The organism is Chryseobacterium sp. Chry.R1 (genome assembly GCF_039645525.1).
Taxonomy (GTDB): domain Bacteria; phylum Bacteroidota; class Bacteroidia; order Flavobacteriales; family Weeksellaceae; genus Chryseobacterium; species Chryseobacterium proteolyticum.
Window position 1 is genome coordinate 3,444,244 of sequence record NZ_CP151793.1, and the last position, 14,032, is coordinate 3,458,275.

The 14,032-nt window shown below is 34.4% G+C and carries 15 protein-coding genes and 1 tRNA gene; 4 read left to right on the forward strand and 12 right to left on the reverse strand.

Features of this window, described 5'->3' with window-relative positions:
• Position 1: 1 nt before the first annotated feature.
• The 7 genes from hisG to AAEU33_RS15665 all read right to left on the reverse strand — a co-directional run bounded on the left by hisG (position 2) and on the right by AAEU33_RS15665 (position 6,653).
• Positions 2 to 859, reverse strand: coding sequence for an ATP phosphoribosyltransferase (gene hisG / locus AAEU33_RS15635; RefSeq protein ID WP_172283016.1), 858 nt, complete (start codon positions 857 to 859; stop codon positions 2 to 4).
• A gap of 248 nt (positions 860 to 1,107) precedes the next feature.
• Complete coding sequence (locus AAEU33_RS15640) at positions 1,108 to 2,205, reverse strand: glycosyltransferase family 1 protein (RefSeq protein ID WP_345988658.1); 1,098 nt, start codon at positions 2,203 to 2,205, stop codon at positions 1,108 to 1,110.
• Positions 2,202 to 2,978: a polysaccharide deacetylase family protein gene (locus tag AAEU33_RS15645; RefSeq protein WP_172283020.1), complete on the reverse strand. Its 777-nt coding sequence runs from the start codon at positions 2,976 to 2,978 to the stop codon at positions 2,202 to 2,204. Before AAEU33_RS15645 ends, AAEU33_RS15640 begins: the two co-directional genes overlap by 4 nt.
• A complete protein-coding gene (locus AAEU33_RS15650; RefSeq protein ID WP_345988661.1) occupies positions 2,979 to 3,908 on the reverse strand; it encodes a glycosyltransferase family 2 protein in 930 nt (309 codons plus the stop codon).
• A 4-nt stretch (positions 3,909 to 3,912) separates the two neighbouring features.
• On the reverse strand, positions 3,913 to 5,082 hold the full coding sequence (locus AAEU33_RS15655) for a glycosyltransferase family 87 protein (RefSeq protein ID WP_345988663.1): 1,170 nt from the start codon (positions 5,080 to 5,082) through the stop codon (positions 3,913 to 3,915).
• A 28-nt stretch (positions 5,083 to 5,110) separates the two neighbouring features.
• Positions 5,111 to 5,923, reverse strand: a complete 813-nt coding sequence (locus AAEU33_RS15660; RefSeq protein WP_172283025.1) for a 2,3,4,5-tetrahydropyridine-2,6-dicarboxylate N-succinyltransferase — start codon at positions 5,921 to 5,923, stop codon at positions 5,111 to 5,113.
• A gap of 160 nt (positions 5,924 to 6,083) precedes the next feature.
• On the reverse strand, positions 6,084 to 6,653 hold the full coding sequence (locus AAEU33_RS15665; RefSeq protein WP_345988665.1) for a C40 family peptidase: 570 nt from the start codon (positions 6,651 to 6,653) through the stop codon (positions 6,084 to 6,086).
• A gap of 153 nt (positions 6,654 to 6,806) precedes the next feature.
• Here AAEU33_RS15665 and AAEU33_RS15670 point away from each other — a divergent pair, with 153 nt between their 5' ends.
• A complete protein-coding gene (locus AAEU33_RS15670) occupies positions 6,807 to 7,457 on the forward strand; it encodes a hypothetical protein (protein WP_273647902.1) in 651 nt (216 codons plus the stop codon).
• A gap of 707 nt (positions 7,458 to 8,164) precedes the next feature.
• Here the strand turns inward: AAEU33_RS15670 and AAEU33_RS15675 are convergent.
• Positions 8,165 to 8,238, reverse strand: a tRNA-Ala gene (locus tag AAEU33_RS15675).
• 441 nt (positions 8,239 to 8,679) lie between these two features.
• On the opposite strand from AAEU33_RS15675, the gene AAEU33_RS15680 reads away from it, so the two are divergent.
• Positions 8,680 to 9,276 (forward strand): Crp/Fnr family transcriptional regulator, encoded by a 597-nt coding sequence (locus tag AAEU33_RS15680; protein ID WP_172283032.1) that lies wholly within the window; start codon positions 8,680 to 8,682, stop codon positions 9,274 to 9,276.
• Between the two features lie 85 nt (positions 9,277 to 9,361).
• On the opposite strand, the gene AAEU33_RS15685 is transcribed toward AAEU33_RS15680, so the two are convergent.
• Complete coding sequence (locus AAEU33_RS15685) at positions 9,362 to 9,958, reverse strand: Crp/Fnr family transcriptional regulator (protein WP_345988668.1); 597 nt, start codon at positions 9,956 to 9,958, stop codon at positions 9,362 to 9,364.
• Between the two features lie 257 nt (positions 9,959 to 10,215).
• Between AAEU33_RS15685 and AAEU33_RS15690 the strand changes: the two genes are divergently transcribed.
• Both AAEU33_RS15690 and AAEU33_RS15695 read left to right on the forward strand, forming a co-directional pair.
• The gene (locus AAEU33_RS15690; protein ID WP_172283036.1) at positions 10,216 to 10,449 is read left to right on the forward strand and encodes a hypothetical protein; all 234 of its coding nucleotides are present in this window, start codon (positions 10,216 to 10,218) and stop codon (positions 10,447 to 10,449) included.
• Between the two features lie 217 nt (positions 10,450 to 10,666).
• Positions 10,667 to 11,044, forward strand: a complete 378-nt coding sequence (locus tag AAEU33_RS15695) for a membrane lipoprotein lipid attachment site-containing protein (protein WP_172283038.1) — start codon at positions 10,667 to 10,669, stop codon at positions 11,042 to 11,044.
• 430 nt (positions 11,045 to 11,474) lie between these two features.
• On the opposite strand, the gene AAEU33_RS15700 is transcribed toward AAEU33_RS15695, so the two are convergent.
• The 3 genes from AAEU33_RS15700 to AAEU33_RS15710 form a co-directional block, all read right to left on the reverse strand.
• Positions 11,475 to 11,954 (reverse strand): MarR family transcriptional regulator, encoded by a 480-nt coding sequence (locus AAEU33_RS15700; RefSeq protein ID WP_172283040.1) that lies wholly within the window; start codon positions 11,952 to 11,954, stop codon positions 11,475 to 11,477.
• Positions 11,954 to 12,448 (reverse strand): GNAT family N-acetyltransferase, encoded by a 495-nt coding sequence (locus AAEU33_RS15705; RefSeq protein ID WP_345988671.1) that lies wholly within the window; start codon positions 12,446 to 12,448, stop codon positions 11,954 to 11,956. The genes AAEU33_RS15700 and AAEU33_RS15705 overlap by 1 nt, the downstream gene beginning before the upstream one ends.
• Positions 12,449 to 12,591: 143 nt before the next feature.
• The gene (locus AAEU33_RS15710; RefSeq protein WP_172283044.1) at positions 12,592 to 14,007 is read right to left on the reverse strand and encodes a TolC family protein; all 1,416 of its coding nucleotides are present in this window, start codon (positions 14,005 to 14,007) and stop codon (positions 12,592 to 12,594) included.
• Between the last annotated feature and the right edge of the window lie 25 nt (positions 14,008 to 14,032).

Consider the following 14,032-nt stretch of genomic DNA (forward strand, 5'->3'; position numbering starts at 1 on the left):
ATTAAATTACCATTTTATCGATTGGAATTATAAGAATATCTTGTGCTCCGTTGTCCTTGAGTTCATCAATGACGTCCCAGAACCTTTCTTCGTCAATAACGGAGTGAATACTGCTCCATCCTTTTTCAGCCAGGGGAAGTACAGTAGGACTTTTAAGAACCGGAAGCACTCTGGAAATATCTTTGATCTTATCATCAGGTACATTCATAAGAATATATTTGGAATTTTTTGCTTTGAGCACAGCCTTGACCCTGAATAAAAACCGATTCAGAATGTTTTCTTTTTCCTCATTCAATTGAAGGTTTTTAGCAAGTACCGCTTCAGATTTCAATAAGGTGATGGTCTCCCTTAATCCGTTTTTAAATAAAGTGCTTCCCGAACTTACAATATCACAGATCCCGTCTGCCAATCCTATATTGGGAGCAATTTCAACAGAGCCTGAAATAACGTGAATATCTGCTGATACAGCATTTTCTGCCAGGAATTTTTTAAGAGTATTGGGATATGATGTAGCAATTTTCTTTCCCTGAAAATAATTCAGTTCATCGGTTTCTACATCTTTGGGAACTGCTAGAGAAACCCTGCATTTTGAAAATCCGAGCTTCTGAACAATTTCAATTTGCTTTTCTTTTTCTACCAGCAGGTTTTCGCCTACAATAGCGATATCCACCACACCATCTTCAAGGTACTGAGGGATATCAGAGTTTCTGAGATACATGATTTCAAATGGAAAATTGTCTACAGAAACTTTTAGCTGGTCTTTTCCGTTGTTAACGAAAATTCCACAATCTTTTAAAAGCTGTAAAGAATCTTCATAAAGTCTGCCGCTCTTCTGGATGGCAATTTTTAATTTACTCATTGTTGCACATATTGGGTCTGAGTAAATGAAAAGTATTTTTGAAAAGTTTCCAGGAAGAATTTGAAACAAAAAAACCGTCTGTTACTCAGACGGTTTTTAATTATTTTTTGATTTTAACACAGGCTACTATCAATCAATTCCGTCTTAGCAGAGATGATGATGATAATGATGTAGTGTTAAAAAATTCGGTTTCATGTTTGAAAATTGTGGTACAAATGTAGGACTTATTTTTAAATAACAAAATTTTTTTACAAAATTTCATGATATAAATTCATCAGTTCCTGTGCAATAGGTTCGTCATTAAACTTCTGAACAAACTCAAAACCCAGATCAGCACGACGTTTTCTTTCGGCCTGATTATCCCATAAAAATTGTATTTTGGATTGAATATCCAAATGATTTTCCGGATTAATATAAACAGAGTTCTTTCCTCCCGCTTCCGGCAGACTGCTTATATTACTCGTTATGGCAACGGTTTTTGAAAAAAGCGCTTCAATAACAGGGATTCCAAATCCCTCAAATAAGCTGGGATAAATAAAAATATCAGCAAACTTATAGATAACGGCCAGTTCATCCATAGAAACTCCTTCTAAAAAGTGAACCTGATTTTCTAATTTATTCTTCCTGATGAAGGTTTCCAGTTTCTTATAATATCCGGTTTTCCGCCCTATAACAACCAAAGGAATTCCGGTTCCATTGATAGCCTTTAAAACATTTAAAAGATTTTTACGCTCCTCAATAGTCCCTACATTTAAAATAAATCTTTCCGGGAGTTTAAATTTTTCTTTTGTAGCTTTAATCAAATCTTCGGGCTGCTGTTCTTTAAAAGCCTTGTGACAACCCTGATAAATAACTTTAATTTTATTTTCAGGTACCTTCAGATATTGGATAATATCGTTTTTGGTCTGTTCTGAAATAGCAATAATCTTGTCTGCACTTTGCGCCGCCTTTTTAAATTTCCATAAATGAATCTTGCGGTCAAAAAATGAGTAATACTGAGGATATCTTACGAAAATAAGATCATGAATCGTTACAACCTTCTTTATTGGTTTTTTGTCCCATTTTAAAGGCAATTCCCCGGATAGACCATGAAAAATATCGGCTCCGCTTTTCTGGGCATCCTTTCCCATTTTGAACTGACGGGACATACTTCCTTTGGAGGTTTCAACAAACTGAACATGAGGGTCTTGAAGTATATCTGCTCCCCTGTCGGATTTATTTTTATTGAGTAACAGGTACTGATTATCAGGAAAATATTCTGAAAGAATTCTTACAAGATCCCTGGAATAATTACCCAGCCCGGAAGTATTATGGAAAAAACGTTTAGCATCAAAAGCAATCTTCATGATTCTATCTTTTTTTGAAATTCCTGAAATGTTCCAAAGCTGTACTTCTTATTTTTCAGCCATCCTATGAATTCATCAAACCTTTCGACCATATCAATTCCGGAATTTTTCACTGTAAAGCCGGGAAGTTTAAAGGCTTCATCCTTAATTTCAGCAAACTCCCATGGGTGAAAGTATATATTAAGGTACTTATCTTTCTTCAGGCTATCTGAAGCTATTTTTTTATAGATGGAAAGGGGAAAATTATGGAAACTCAGCCAGAATAAAGGAATCCTGAAATTTGGAGAAACAGAAGCCGGAATCTGGGTAACATTTCCCTCTTTGAAGTAAGTCCTGGATACTTTCAGGTTATTATATCTTCCAGGTAAAAAGGTTGGATTAATCGAAGAATTATAAGAATAACCCGCTTTTTCCACTGCCATTTCATTAACAGGCATCATCCTTGGCATCCGAAGGCCGGTAACTTTTGCTGAAAATAACTCTTCAAGTTTCTCCCGGGATTCTTTTAAATGCTTTTCCTCAAATTCAGAATGAAACCATGTATGGGAAGCCAGTTCATGTCCTTCGCTTAACAATCTTTCGATTAAATGTTTACTGTTTTCTGCAAAGACAACAGTTGAAAAAAAAGTCGCTTTTACCTGATGTTTTTTCAAAAGGTCAAGTATTCTTTCCAATCCTTTCTGAGAAATAGAGATCTGCCTATCAAAAGGAATTTCTCCTTTATACTCTAATGGCATATCAAATTCCTCGATGTCAAAACTTAATAAAACCATTTATAATTTTTTATTTTTAATAATGTAATTAGGCCTTTCTTTAACCTGTTTAAAAATTTTGCCCAGATACATCCCGATAATTCCAAGGATGATAAGCTGTAAGCCACCAAAAAATACGATTGTCATAATCAAAGAGGCCCAACCTGAAATTTCTGTATGAGACACAAAAGAATGAATCACATAGATTCCATAGCCGATCACTGATATTGCAGAAAACAGGAAACCCAAATAAGCCGCAATATAAAGAGGTTTTACGCTGAAAGCTGTTATTCCCGTGAAAGCAAAAGTTATCATCTTCTTGAGATTATAACTACTTTTACCAGCCAACCTCTCATTAGCCGTGAAATTAAGGGCTGTTTGTTTAAAGCCCATCCAGCTTGTCAGTCCTCTTAAAAATAAATCATCTTCATTGAATTGCCTCATTACTTCCACAGCACTGGCATCCAAAAGTCTGAAATCAGATCCTCCGCCTTTAGTAAGGTTTACATCAGAAAGATTGGATAACAGCTTATAGAAAAAATCGGAGGTTTTCCTTTTAAAGAAAGAAATTTCTTTCGGATAGGTCCTTACCGTTAATACAATATCATAGCCTTCTTCCCATTTTCTGATCATATCAGGAATCAGCTCCGGAGGGTGTTGAAGATCTCCGTCCATAGAAATCACAGCATTTCCGTAAGCCTGATCCATCCCTGCTTTTACTGCCGGCTGATGCCCGAAATTCCTTGAGAATTCAATAAATTTCACTTCATCATACAGCTCGGACAGTTCTTCAAGTTTTTGCTGTGTATTATCCCTGCTTCCGTCATTTACAAATATAATTTCAAAATCATAAGCCTTTAACCCGGAAAAAACCTCTTTGATCTTCTGATGGATCATAGCTACGTTTCCTTCTTCGTTATAGGCTGGTATTACAATAGAAATTTTTTTCATCGGATCAGTTCAGGCTATAATTTTTTTCAAAATCTTTGGTTAAAAGTTCATATACAACTCTTAGCCAAACAATAATGCAAGGTACCGCTTTTAATGAATATTTGATGATATAATCATTTTTGACTGATTTAGGAAAAAGATCTGAAGTTGAAAAACAAGTAAAAATGATCACAAAAATCAACAATCCAATGACAAATGGTGTTCTTTCTTTCTGAAGAAAAAACCAGATCATCACTCCTACAACAGCAATGATATACGTAGGTGATTCTGAACTTGAGCTGAATAGCACCAAAAACAATAATGTAGAAGCTAGAATCATTAGCTGAAAAGCATAATTTTTATATTGTTTTATTCGCACATATGGCAAAGCAAATAATGGTAAGCCAAAAGCTAAAAATATAAGATTGGAAATGGAGGCATCCCCAAGAACTCTTCTTACAAAACCCATTAATGAAATATCCTGCATATTTCCCAATACCTGGTTTTCATTATTCTTCTCTATAATAGAATGAAACCAATCTGCATAGCTCTGTATGACAAACTGAGGAGTGGAATAGATCATAGGAATGACAAAAAACAATGCGGCAATTACAATCCCCGAAATAATAAACTTCATCTTATTTTTGATGAAGAAAAACTGGCTCAATCCTACAATACCATATATTTTCACAAAAACACCAATGAGAATCGCTGTAGCCGAACGTATTTCTTTTCTTTCATAGATGTATACTGCAGATAATATCAAAAGCCCTGTAAGAGCTACATTAAACTGCAAACTTAATGCAGCGGTAATATACTCCTGGAGGCACAGCAATCCGAATATCGCCTTTTTGGAATCCGAAAACGGAAGCTTATAAATGGCAAATACAAATACAAAAGTATTAATCAGATTCCAGAGTGAAATTCCCAGCCAATCCGGCATAACGGCAAACGGAGCAATCAATAAGCTAAAAAAAACTCCATAATGATTCAAATCAAAATAGAGGTCAGGATAATGGATAAATAAATTTTTCTGATGAATGGTATTAAAAAATACATTTTTAAAAATCAGATAGTTGTTGATGGCATAATCTCCTCTCAGATATTTGGAAATTGCAGTAACTACCGATATAATAAGATAAACCCCAAATATATATTTAGGGTTTAGTATAAATTTTAAAACTTTATCTTTCAAAATTGTGCAGTATTAGATGGATAAGCGCTTATACAGCTACATTATTTTCCCTTAATGCATCATTAAGAGAAGTCTTCTTGTCTGTAGATTCTTTTCTTGTACCAATAATCAAAGCACAAGGAACCTGATATTCCCCTGCCGGATATTGTTTAGTGTAGCTTCCAGGAATTACCACTGAACGGGCAGGTACTCTTCCTTTGATCTCAATCGGTTGATCTCCTGTAACGTCGATGATCTTTGTTGAAGCAGTTAATACTACATTCGCTCCCAATACCGCTTCTTTTTCCACATGTACTCCTTCTACCACGATACATCTTGAACCAATGAAACAATCGTCTTCAATAATTACCGGTGCAGCCTGTAATGGCTCTAAAACACCACCGATGCCAACACCACCGCTAAGGTGAACATTTTTACCGATCTGTGCACAGCTTCCAACGGTTGCCCAGGTATCTACCATCGTTCCTGAATCTACATAAGCCCCGATATTTACATAAGAAGGCATCATAATTACTCCTGAAGCAACAAAAGCTCCTTCTCTTGCAATAGCATGAGGTACAACACGTACTCCTTTTTCAGCATAATTTCTCTTCAAAGGAATTTTGTCATGGAATTCAAATGGTCCCACTTCAATGGTTTCCATTTTCTGAATCGGGAAATACATTACTACAGCTTTCTTCACCCATTCATTTACCTGCCACCCGTTTTCCGTAGGTTCAGCAACACGAAGTTCCCCGGAATCCAATAAAGAAATAACTTCTCTTATCGCCTTCTGGCTATCTTCATTTTGTAGTAAGTCCCTATTATCCCAGATGTTCTCAATAGTTTGTTGTAACGACATGTTTCTAATTTAAATTAATTTGAATAATTATACCGGCCAAAGATACAAAAAAGTTCAGCAAAACCTTTTGAAACTTAGTGAATGCAAAATGATTTAAATCAATCTGCCATCGTATAAAAACTGAAATGATAACAGAAAGATAATACAGAATATTTACTCATTACAAAATCCTTCGGGCATGCAGATACGCTTTATTCCAATACTTTTCATTTAAAGAAGAAATCATCACCCCTTTTGAGGTTGAAGCATGGATAAATCTGATTTCGCCATCGTTTCCGATATCATGAACAATGCCAACATGCGATACCCTGCTTCCACCTGCAGTTGCAAAAAACAGCAAATCCCCGGGTTTCACTTCACTGATGTCAATTTTCTTTCCCGTATCTGCCTGATCAGAAGATCTTCGAGGTAATTTCTGGTCGTTTTCTTCAAATACTTTTACCGTAAAACCGGAACAATCGAATCCTGAAGAAGTACTGCCTCCAAATTTATACGGAGTTCCAATGTACTTTTCAGCATCTTTCAGAATACTATTGATTGAGCCAGACACTTTCCCATTGAAATTTGAATCCAGACGTCTGAGGTTTTCAGATCTTGCCACTGTTTTTGTGTTACTCTTTTTTGAAGAAACACTTTTACTGCTTCCGCATGAAATCACAGTAGAGGTTACAATCAGCAAAGCAGCAATCTGCTTTATTCTCATTTTTCCAATAAATAATCCTGTTGTCATATCTGCTTGATTTTTACCGAGGTACGTAATTATCTACAAATATACATTTTATATTTTAATTCTATATATTCTATACTACAACTATATTATAAATATATGTTAAAATTTTATATTTATTTAATTATCACTATATTTGGGTTTAATTTTGAGAAAATGGCCACATATGAAAGCATAATTAAAATAACAGGATCAGTTGGTGACCTTGTTTTTTACACTTTGAACGGGAAAAATGTCGTTCGGAAGAAAAGTGGGTTTAATAAAAATGCTTTCAAAAAAAGCGCTTCCTACGAAAAAGTAAGACAAAACAGTTCCGAATTCGGACATTGCTCAAAAGTGGGGAAAATAATACGCCAGGCCCTGGACCATTACGTTAAAGCTGCTGGAGACCCGCTACTCTATCAAAGTTTCGCGAAAACAATGACGAGAATTAAGGATCTTGATCAGATTTCAGTAAGAGGAAACCGTAATGTGAAACATGGATTGCCTTTGGAAGAGGGAAAAAAACTGCTCAAGGAGTTTCAGTTTGGACAGATCCCGGTTATTTCAGACCATATTTCTGTCTCATTTGACCTTTGGGAGAACAATCTTCACATTCATAAAAAAAGTGAAGCTGATGAAGTTACCATTGTTACTTTAAAGGTAGATACTGACTCGTATTCGATTGAAAAGTTTGAACAAACCGAGGCTTTGAAACCTGACATGGAAATGATCAGGTTTGAAAAGCATTTTTCTGACGATGATCTTCTCCTCTATTTTATGGTTTTGAAAAGAAAAGGTGAGATTTTAAATATGGGGTTTGTGTAATGTAAACCATTCCTTTATTTATTTTTTCTAGCTCCCCTTTACGTAAAGGGGTTTATTTATATATTAAGTATACATCACGTCAGGATGTGACAAAAGCAGCAACCTAAAAAGCTATTGAAATATATTCAGCAACAGTAAAAAAGGAAACAAAAAATCCCTCATTTGAGGGAAGTATTTCTTAATCGTCACAGTGGGTAGTAACACAATAATTACCAGTTGGGTGATAACAACATTGATATTCTGCAGTTGGACAATGTGATCCTCCGCATGCTGGACCTGTTGGATCTGTTCCGATTCCGGTATCTGGTTTATCAGGGCCCCCTCCGTTAACTTGCTTTAGTTTCGCTCTTGAAACTTTTTTTAGATTTTTCATAGTAGTTTTATTTTATGAATTGTGAATATAATAAAAATAAAGAAATATACAATGCGAATAAATAAAATAAAGCTAATTTTAAATATGAAATAACAATTGTAAAACTTTATAAGTGCTTTTAACAATTTCTTTATGATGACTTTGTTATCAGTTACAATAAATAATCTATTTGCTAAAACGGTAAAATACTTTAATGGAAAACATACCAATGTATACGTAAAAAACTTAAGCAATGAGCTATTTATGAGTTTATAAAAAATAATTGTGCTTTTGTGTATCAGGCTTATTATTGAAATAAAAAATCCCTTTATATAAAGGGATTGCTCATTGTTTGTGGAGAATACGGGGATCGAACCCGTCACCTTTAGACTGCCAGTCTAACGCTCTAGCCAGATGAGCTAATTCCCCATTTTTGTGGACTTCATTTTCTGAAGCGGTACAAAAGTAAGTATTTATAGCGCATATACAAATATTTTCTAAAATTTTATTTATAAACTTCTGTAATGAACTGAATAATAAATACAAAATTTAGTAAGATCAGGAATAAATATCTGTACCAGGATTACAATTCATTTTTTCCAAGGTCTATTTTTAACTTTTTTCTATCATTTGCAGTCTTTATGACTGCAATCATAAATGTATTATAAGAGTACACTTAAATTTATACTTATAATTTTTCATCGTTTTTACAGTCGTTGAGCTTCCCGATATGGGAAGCTTTTTTTATTGAAAAAAATATAGAAAATGACGTCTACATACCACACGGAGGTAAAAACTGGTTTGGAATTTGCTGAGAATTTTTCATCAATCTTTATAAAAATTATTCTTATAACCTAAAAGCTTACAATTATGATAATACGTGAAGATTTATTGCTGGCACATGGTGCGGTTTACAAGGAATTTCAACCAGATGAAATAATATTTGAAGAAGGCAGTCAACCTAAATATTATTATCAGATATGTACTGGTACAGTGGAGTTATTTAATTACCACTCAAACGGAAAAGAATTTATTCAGAACATTTTAAATGACGGACAAAGTATTGGTGAATCCCTGTTATTTACAGACAGACCTTATCCAATGAACGCAATTACAAAGACAAATTGCATCCTGTTATGTCTTGGCAAAAATGATTTTAATAATCTTGTAAGCCAGGATGCTAACATAATGCAGAATTTATTACAATGTTTGTCTGAAAGGTTGTATTACAAATATTTAATGCTTTTTAATTTATCAGGCATTGAGCCTGCTACAAAGATTAAAACAGTTCTGGATTATATTAAAGATTATAATTTAAGAGAGGTATCTGATACTGTCCAGGTTCCGTTTACCCGTCAACAGATTGCAAACCTTACCGGCCTGACGGTAGAAACGGTGATAAGAACCATAAAAAAAATGGAAACGGAAAATATCCTGAAAATAGAAAGAGGAAAAATCCATTATTAATGGGTAAAATACCTAATGATAGGAAAAAATAATCTGTGGAGTCTTTCAAAAAAGAAAGACTCTTTTTTTATGGCTTGAAAAAGATTTAATAGAAAATCTTCCCATTTACGATTGAAAGCAGATTACGGCTCTCCATCCTTTTAACTGTCCTTATGACCGATTCAATAGTTAACCCCGTCAACGATGCCAATTGCTGTCTGGTATAAGGTATAATAAAGGGGCGGGTATCATTTAATGTATAAAACTCTTTAATATAATCTAATAAAATAGTTAATCGCTCCTGAGAAGTGACACATCCCAGTGTTGATAGCATAAGATTTTTATAGTGGATCCTTTCTGCTGTATAGGTATATAAATTAACTAAAAGAGAAGGAATATTTTCTATAAGTTGTATAAACTGATTCTTTTCTACGCGAATGATCTTACAATCTGAAATTGCTATTGCACTAAAAGGATATTTTTTATCAGTAAATAAATAAGATTCTGCAATACAATGCCCATTGAAAGGCAGGCCATAAAAATATTCTTTACCGTCAAAATGAACTGAATTCATCTTTGCTGTACCTTTTATAATCTGTAAATAATATTTTGCGCAAGTAGCCTCTTCTACTATACATTCATTAGCCCGATATTCTATTACTTCTCCCCCATTTTGAAGTAACAGATTTTCGCATATTATCATTTCTTAATGTTTGGTCATTCAAAATTATAGGTATATTATCAATAATTAGTGAAATGTGGTATCAAAAAGTACAACTGAAGGCATTCCGGATAATTTATATTCTTTAAAAATAAGGCATTACGAATAGCAGTTACCATCCGATTATCAACAAGAAGAAATTCTCCTGATAAAAAGAAAAAAAATACATACCACATTCCTCATTTTCTCTTTACTGTGGCACATTGCTTGATAATGGATAAACATATTTGAAAATAGCAATGGAACCTAGTTTAAATCAAGAAACATTAAGCAATGATGAAGTGACTGTAATACTTGCTCTTTTGGATAAAGATTTACAAGAAATGATGCTTTATTGTGTTGAACATCAATGGAAATTTGAAATGATTAATTCACATAACCTACAGCTTCGTATTCCCAAGGATTCTATTCATCTGCTTTTTTATTTAGGGCATAAAGTTTTATCAGGAGATAAGCCATCAATTTACAATTGATAGTTTAGATTTTTTATCTTTTTATTGATCTCGGTTATTAGATCCTGCAAAACAAATATTCAATTATTTGTTTTACAAAAAAAACACAAAAAGTGCGCAAATTAAATAAAAAATTATATATTTGCGCTCAACAGAAACGAGGATTACTAACGATTTTAACTAAAAAGGAGAAAATGAAGATTCCCATATTCTCCACTCTTGTAAAACTATCAAAACTATGAAGAAACTTTTTTTTCTTTTATTAGCAACTTTTGCACTAATAGGATGTAGCTCAGATGATGATACGATCTATGATTACATCGGAACCTGGTCAGGAACTTATGATGGAAGCGATAAAGGGGTTTGGAATATTGTAGTCGCAAGTGATGGAACCGTAAATGGAACAATGCATTCTGATGTTAATAATGAAAATTACAAGATTGCGGGTCATTTAAATGATTCAGGGGAATTAAACGCTTCAGTTGGTCTTCCGTCTGATGGTTCTTTCAACGGAAACCTGGGTACTGATAAAAAAGGAAACGGAAGCTGGACAAATGCTGTTCCTACTCCTACAAGATCCGGATCATGGACTGGGGAAAAAGATAAAAGTCAATAAGGTTTATTACTACATATAAAAAGGTGGCCGGTGGTCACCTTTTTTTGTTTCTTATTTAAAACGTAAAAAATCTCCGGTAGCATACCGGAGATTTATCTTAATAATATATAAAAAAATGATGTGGTGTGTTGCTTTTATATAATCAATTTTAAGGAAAACCTTAATATTTATCGTATGTAAAGCATGATTTGCGTGTGCGCTTTTGTTATCTGCAAATACTGTACCCTATGAAGTGATTTTTTTAATAAAATTTGAAATTTAATGCCAACTTATAGAATATCAATAGATTAAATTTACATCATCTATCATATAAAAAAAAGCCTGCAAAGCCCATTAACATTAAAAAAACAGAATTCAAAAAAATCCTGCGTAGTGCAGGATTCATTTTATTCATATGCATTAACTGTAAAATTGAATACTGTCAGAAATTTTACTTAGTATTTTTCAATTGCAAAGCACGTTGTAAAAAGGACTGATTTGCCAGTTTTTCTTCTGCTTCATCAATGGCTTTTAATAAGTGATTGTTATTGTCGGCTATTTCTCCCAAAACAGTTGAAATAAGTTCCCATACAGGTTTCATTTTTTCGATGAGTTCAAGACCTTTGGGTGCTAATCCGATCAAACGTTTTCTTTCATCCTGCTTATCCTTTTTTGAAATAATCATCTTCTCCTTTTCAAGTTCTTTAAGTAAGCTTATTGTAGAGGGATGGGTATACCCTATTTCATTGGCCAGCTCCACAACACTCAGAGGCTGTTTATGATAAAGTGTAAAGATAACAGGAAACCACTTAGGCTCAAAATCAATATCAAATGCCTTATAAACCAAAGCTCCATCTTTACGGAGCTGTTCACTTAGCCTTTGCAGTCTTGTGGATATCGCAAGAATTCCGGATTCGTTAATAACATTCATTAGATCTCATTTAAATTAAGAATATAAAAGACGTTATCAGCACTCATCAGAGGAAATGAAGAAGGGAGATCTTCTTTGGCAATTTTCTGAAACCGGTTACGTTCATAAAAATGCATGGCCGCATTCAGCACAGAAACTGTCCCCAGCATAATTTCTTCAATTTTATTTTCCCAGCAATACGAAATCAGGATATCTAATAATTTTTGTGCGATCTGATGTTCTTTTCCCCTGAATTCTTTCTTAACAAACATCTTTCTAATGGCTGCAGCCTTTTCGTCAAATTTAACTAAAGCAATGGTACCTACCAACTCTTTATCCAGAAAAGCGCCCCAAAAGTTTCCGCCCCCTTCTCTATAAAAGCTTTCAATCTTCAAAAGATCCGGCTGGTCTTCGATCGTGATAGGAATATTAAATTCTTTTTGCTGAATATTCAGAATCAAATCTATGACTTGTTCGGAATAAGTATTACCGATAGGTTGGATTTCTAATGTCATAATTTTTATTTAATGTACAAAACTACGTAGTTAACTACATAAAAACAAATATATTTAATCAATCAACAGTAATTTATGTTATCAATAAAAAGACGCATACAATAACTGCATGCGTCTGATCTATTTAAAAAGTGGCGGAGGAATTACTTCCAACCACCACCTAGTGCCTGGTATAAGTCAACTGCAGCTTTCATTTTGTTGTATTCTGCATTTGAAATATTCAATTCTGCATTCAATGAATTTACACTCGCATTCAACACTTCAAGGTAATTGGCCATACCATAGTTAACCAATTCCTGAGAAAAATCTACAGATTTTTTATACGCGTCCAGTTCCTTTCTTTTAAGTTCAATAAAAGAATCCTGCACTCCAAATACCCGTATTGCATCAGATACTTCCTTTCCTGCAGTAAGAACTGTTTTTCTAAAATTCAGATAAGCCGTTTCCTGATTGGCCAGGCTCACGTCATAATTCGTTTTGATCTGTCTTCTGTTGAGAATAGGTTGTGCCAATCCTGTTACTACATTGGCAAATAACGAATTCACACTGAATAAATGATCAATATCTACAGACTGTACTCCACCGGTTCCGGTAAGTTTTAGTGTAGGGTAAAACTGTGCTTTCGCAGAGTTGGTTAATTCGAAAGCATTCATCAGATTGTATTCCGCACGCATTACATCCGGACGGTTGGCCAGTAATTGAGCCGGATATCCAAGCTTGATATCCTTCGGAAGGCTCTGGCTTTCTAGTGTTGATCTTTCAATGGCATGAGAAGGTTCTCCCATCAGCAGACTCATTGTATTCTCCAAAGACTGGATTTGAGTATCAATATCAATAAGTAGAGATTTCGCATTAAAAACCAACGCTTCACTTTGCTGAACCGCCACTTCAGTTACCGTTCCTGACTCTTTCAGAGCTTTTGTTGTTTCAAGATTTTTTTCCCGGACATCAATGGTTTCCTGGATAATTCTTTTCTGCGAATCGAAAGTCAGCAGCTGGTAATAGGCAGAAGCTACTGAGGCTACCAAACTGCTTTTTACAGCCTTGTGTGCGGCAACTGTTCCTAAATAAGTAGCAAGCTGAGCTTTTTCCTGAGCTTTTAATTTACCCCAGATATCCGCTTCCCAACCTATAGTCGCTGTAATATCAAACTGATTTACATAACGTCTTTCTCCAATGATCTGACCAAACTGGGTATTGATGGATTGGGTTTGAAACGTGTAATTGGGCCCGATTGAAACCGTGGGCTGATATGCTGCTTTACTTTGTTTAAGATAAGCTTCGGCAGAGGCAATACTCTGTAATGCAATTCTGATATCTAAATTGTTTTCTAAAGCTTTTGAAATATGCCCTTGCAATATGGGATCCGTAAAAATTTCTTTCCAGGAGATATCAGCAATACTTGCACTGTCCTTAGGAAGCATATCAGTACGGAAAAGCTTTTCGTCAACGACATTTTTCGGTCTTTCATACTCTTTTCTCGCCATACATGATGAAATGGCTCCCAGTATGAAAACTGAAAAAGTTATTCCTTTTATGATGTTTATTAAACTTTTCATTGTTAAAAATTGGAAGTTAGAAACC

Bases quoted from the DNA above. Each gene is read 5' to 3' on its own strand.
- hisG (WP_172283016.1), bottom strand. From the start codon at position 859: ATGAGTAAATTAAAAATTGCCATCCAGAAGAGCGGCAGACTTTATGAA.
- AAEU33_RS15640 (WP_345988658.1), bottom strand. From the start codon at position 2,205: ATGAAGATTGCTTTTGATGCTAAACGTTTTTTCCATAATACTTCCGGG.
- AAEU33_RS15645 (WP_172283020.1), bottom strand. From the start codon at position 2,978: ATGGTTTTATTAAGTTTTGACATCGAGGAATTTGATATGCCATTAGAG.
- AAEU33_RS15650 (WP_345988661.1), bottom strand. From the start codon at position 3,908: ATGAAAAAAATTTCTATTGTAATACCAGCCTATAACGAAGAAGGAAAC.
- AAEU33_RS15660 (WP_172283025.1), bottom strand. From the start codon at position 5,923: ATGTCGTTACAACAAACTATTGAGAACATCTGGGATAATAGGGACTTA.
- AAEU33_RS15665 (WP_345988665.1), bottom strand. From the start codon at position 6,653: ATGACAACAGGATTATTTATTGGAAAAATGAGAATAAAGCAGATTGCT.
- AAEU33_RS15670 (WP_273647902.1), top strand. From the start codon at position 6,807: ATGGCCACATATGAAAGCATAATTAAAATAACAGGATCAGTTGGTGAC.
- AAEU33_RS15680 (WP_172283032.1), top strand. From the start codon at position 8,680: ATGATAATACGTGAAGATTTATTGCTGGCACATGGTGCGGTTTACAAG.
- AAEU33_RS15685 (WP_345988668.1), bottom strand. From the start codon at position 9,958: ATGATAATATGCGAAAATCTGTTACTTCAAAATGGGGGAGAAGTAATA.
- AAEU33_RS15690 (WP_172283036.1), top strand. From the start codon at position 10,216: ATGGAACCTAGTTTAAATCAAGAAACATTAAGCAATGATGAAGTGACT.
- AAEU33_RS15695 (WP_172283038.1), top strand. From the start codon at position 10,667: ATGAAGAAACTTTTTTTTCTTTTATTAGCAACTTTTGCACTAATAGGA.
- AAEU33_RS15700 (WP_172283040.1), bottom strand. From the start codon at position 11,954: ATGAATGTTATTAACGAATCCGGAATTCTTGCGATATCCACAAGACTG.
- AAEU33_RS15705 (WP_345988671.1), bottom strand. From the start codon at position 12,448: ATGACATTAGAAATCCAACCTATCGGTAATACTTATTCCGAACAAGTC.
- AAEU33_RS15710 (WP_172283044.1), bottom strand. From the start codon at position 14,007: ATGAAAAGTTTAATAAACATCATAAAAGGAATAACTTTTTCAGTTTTC.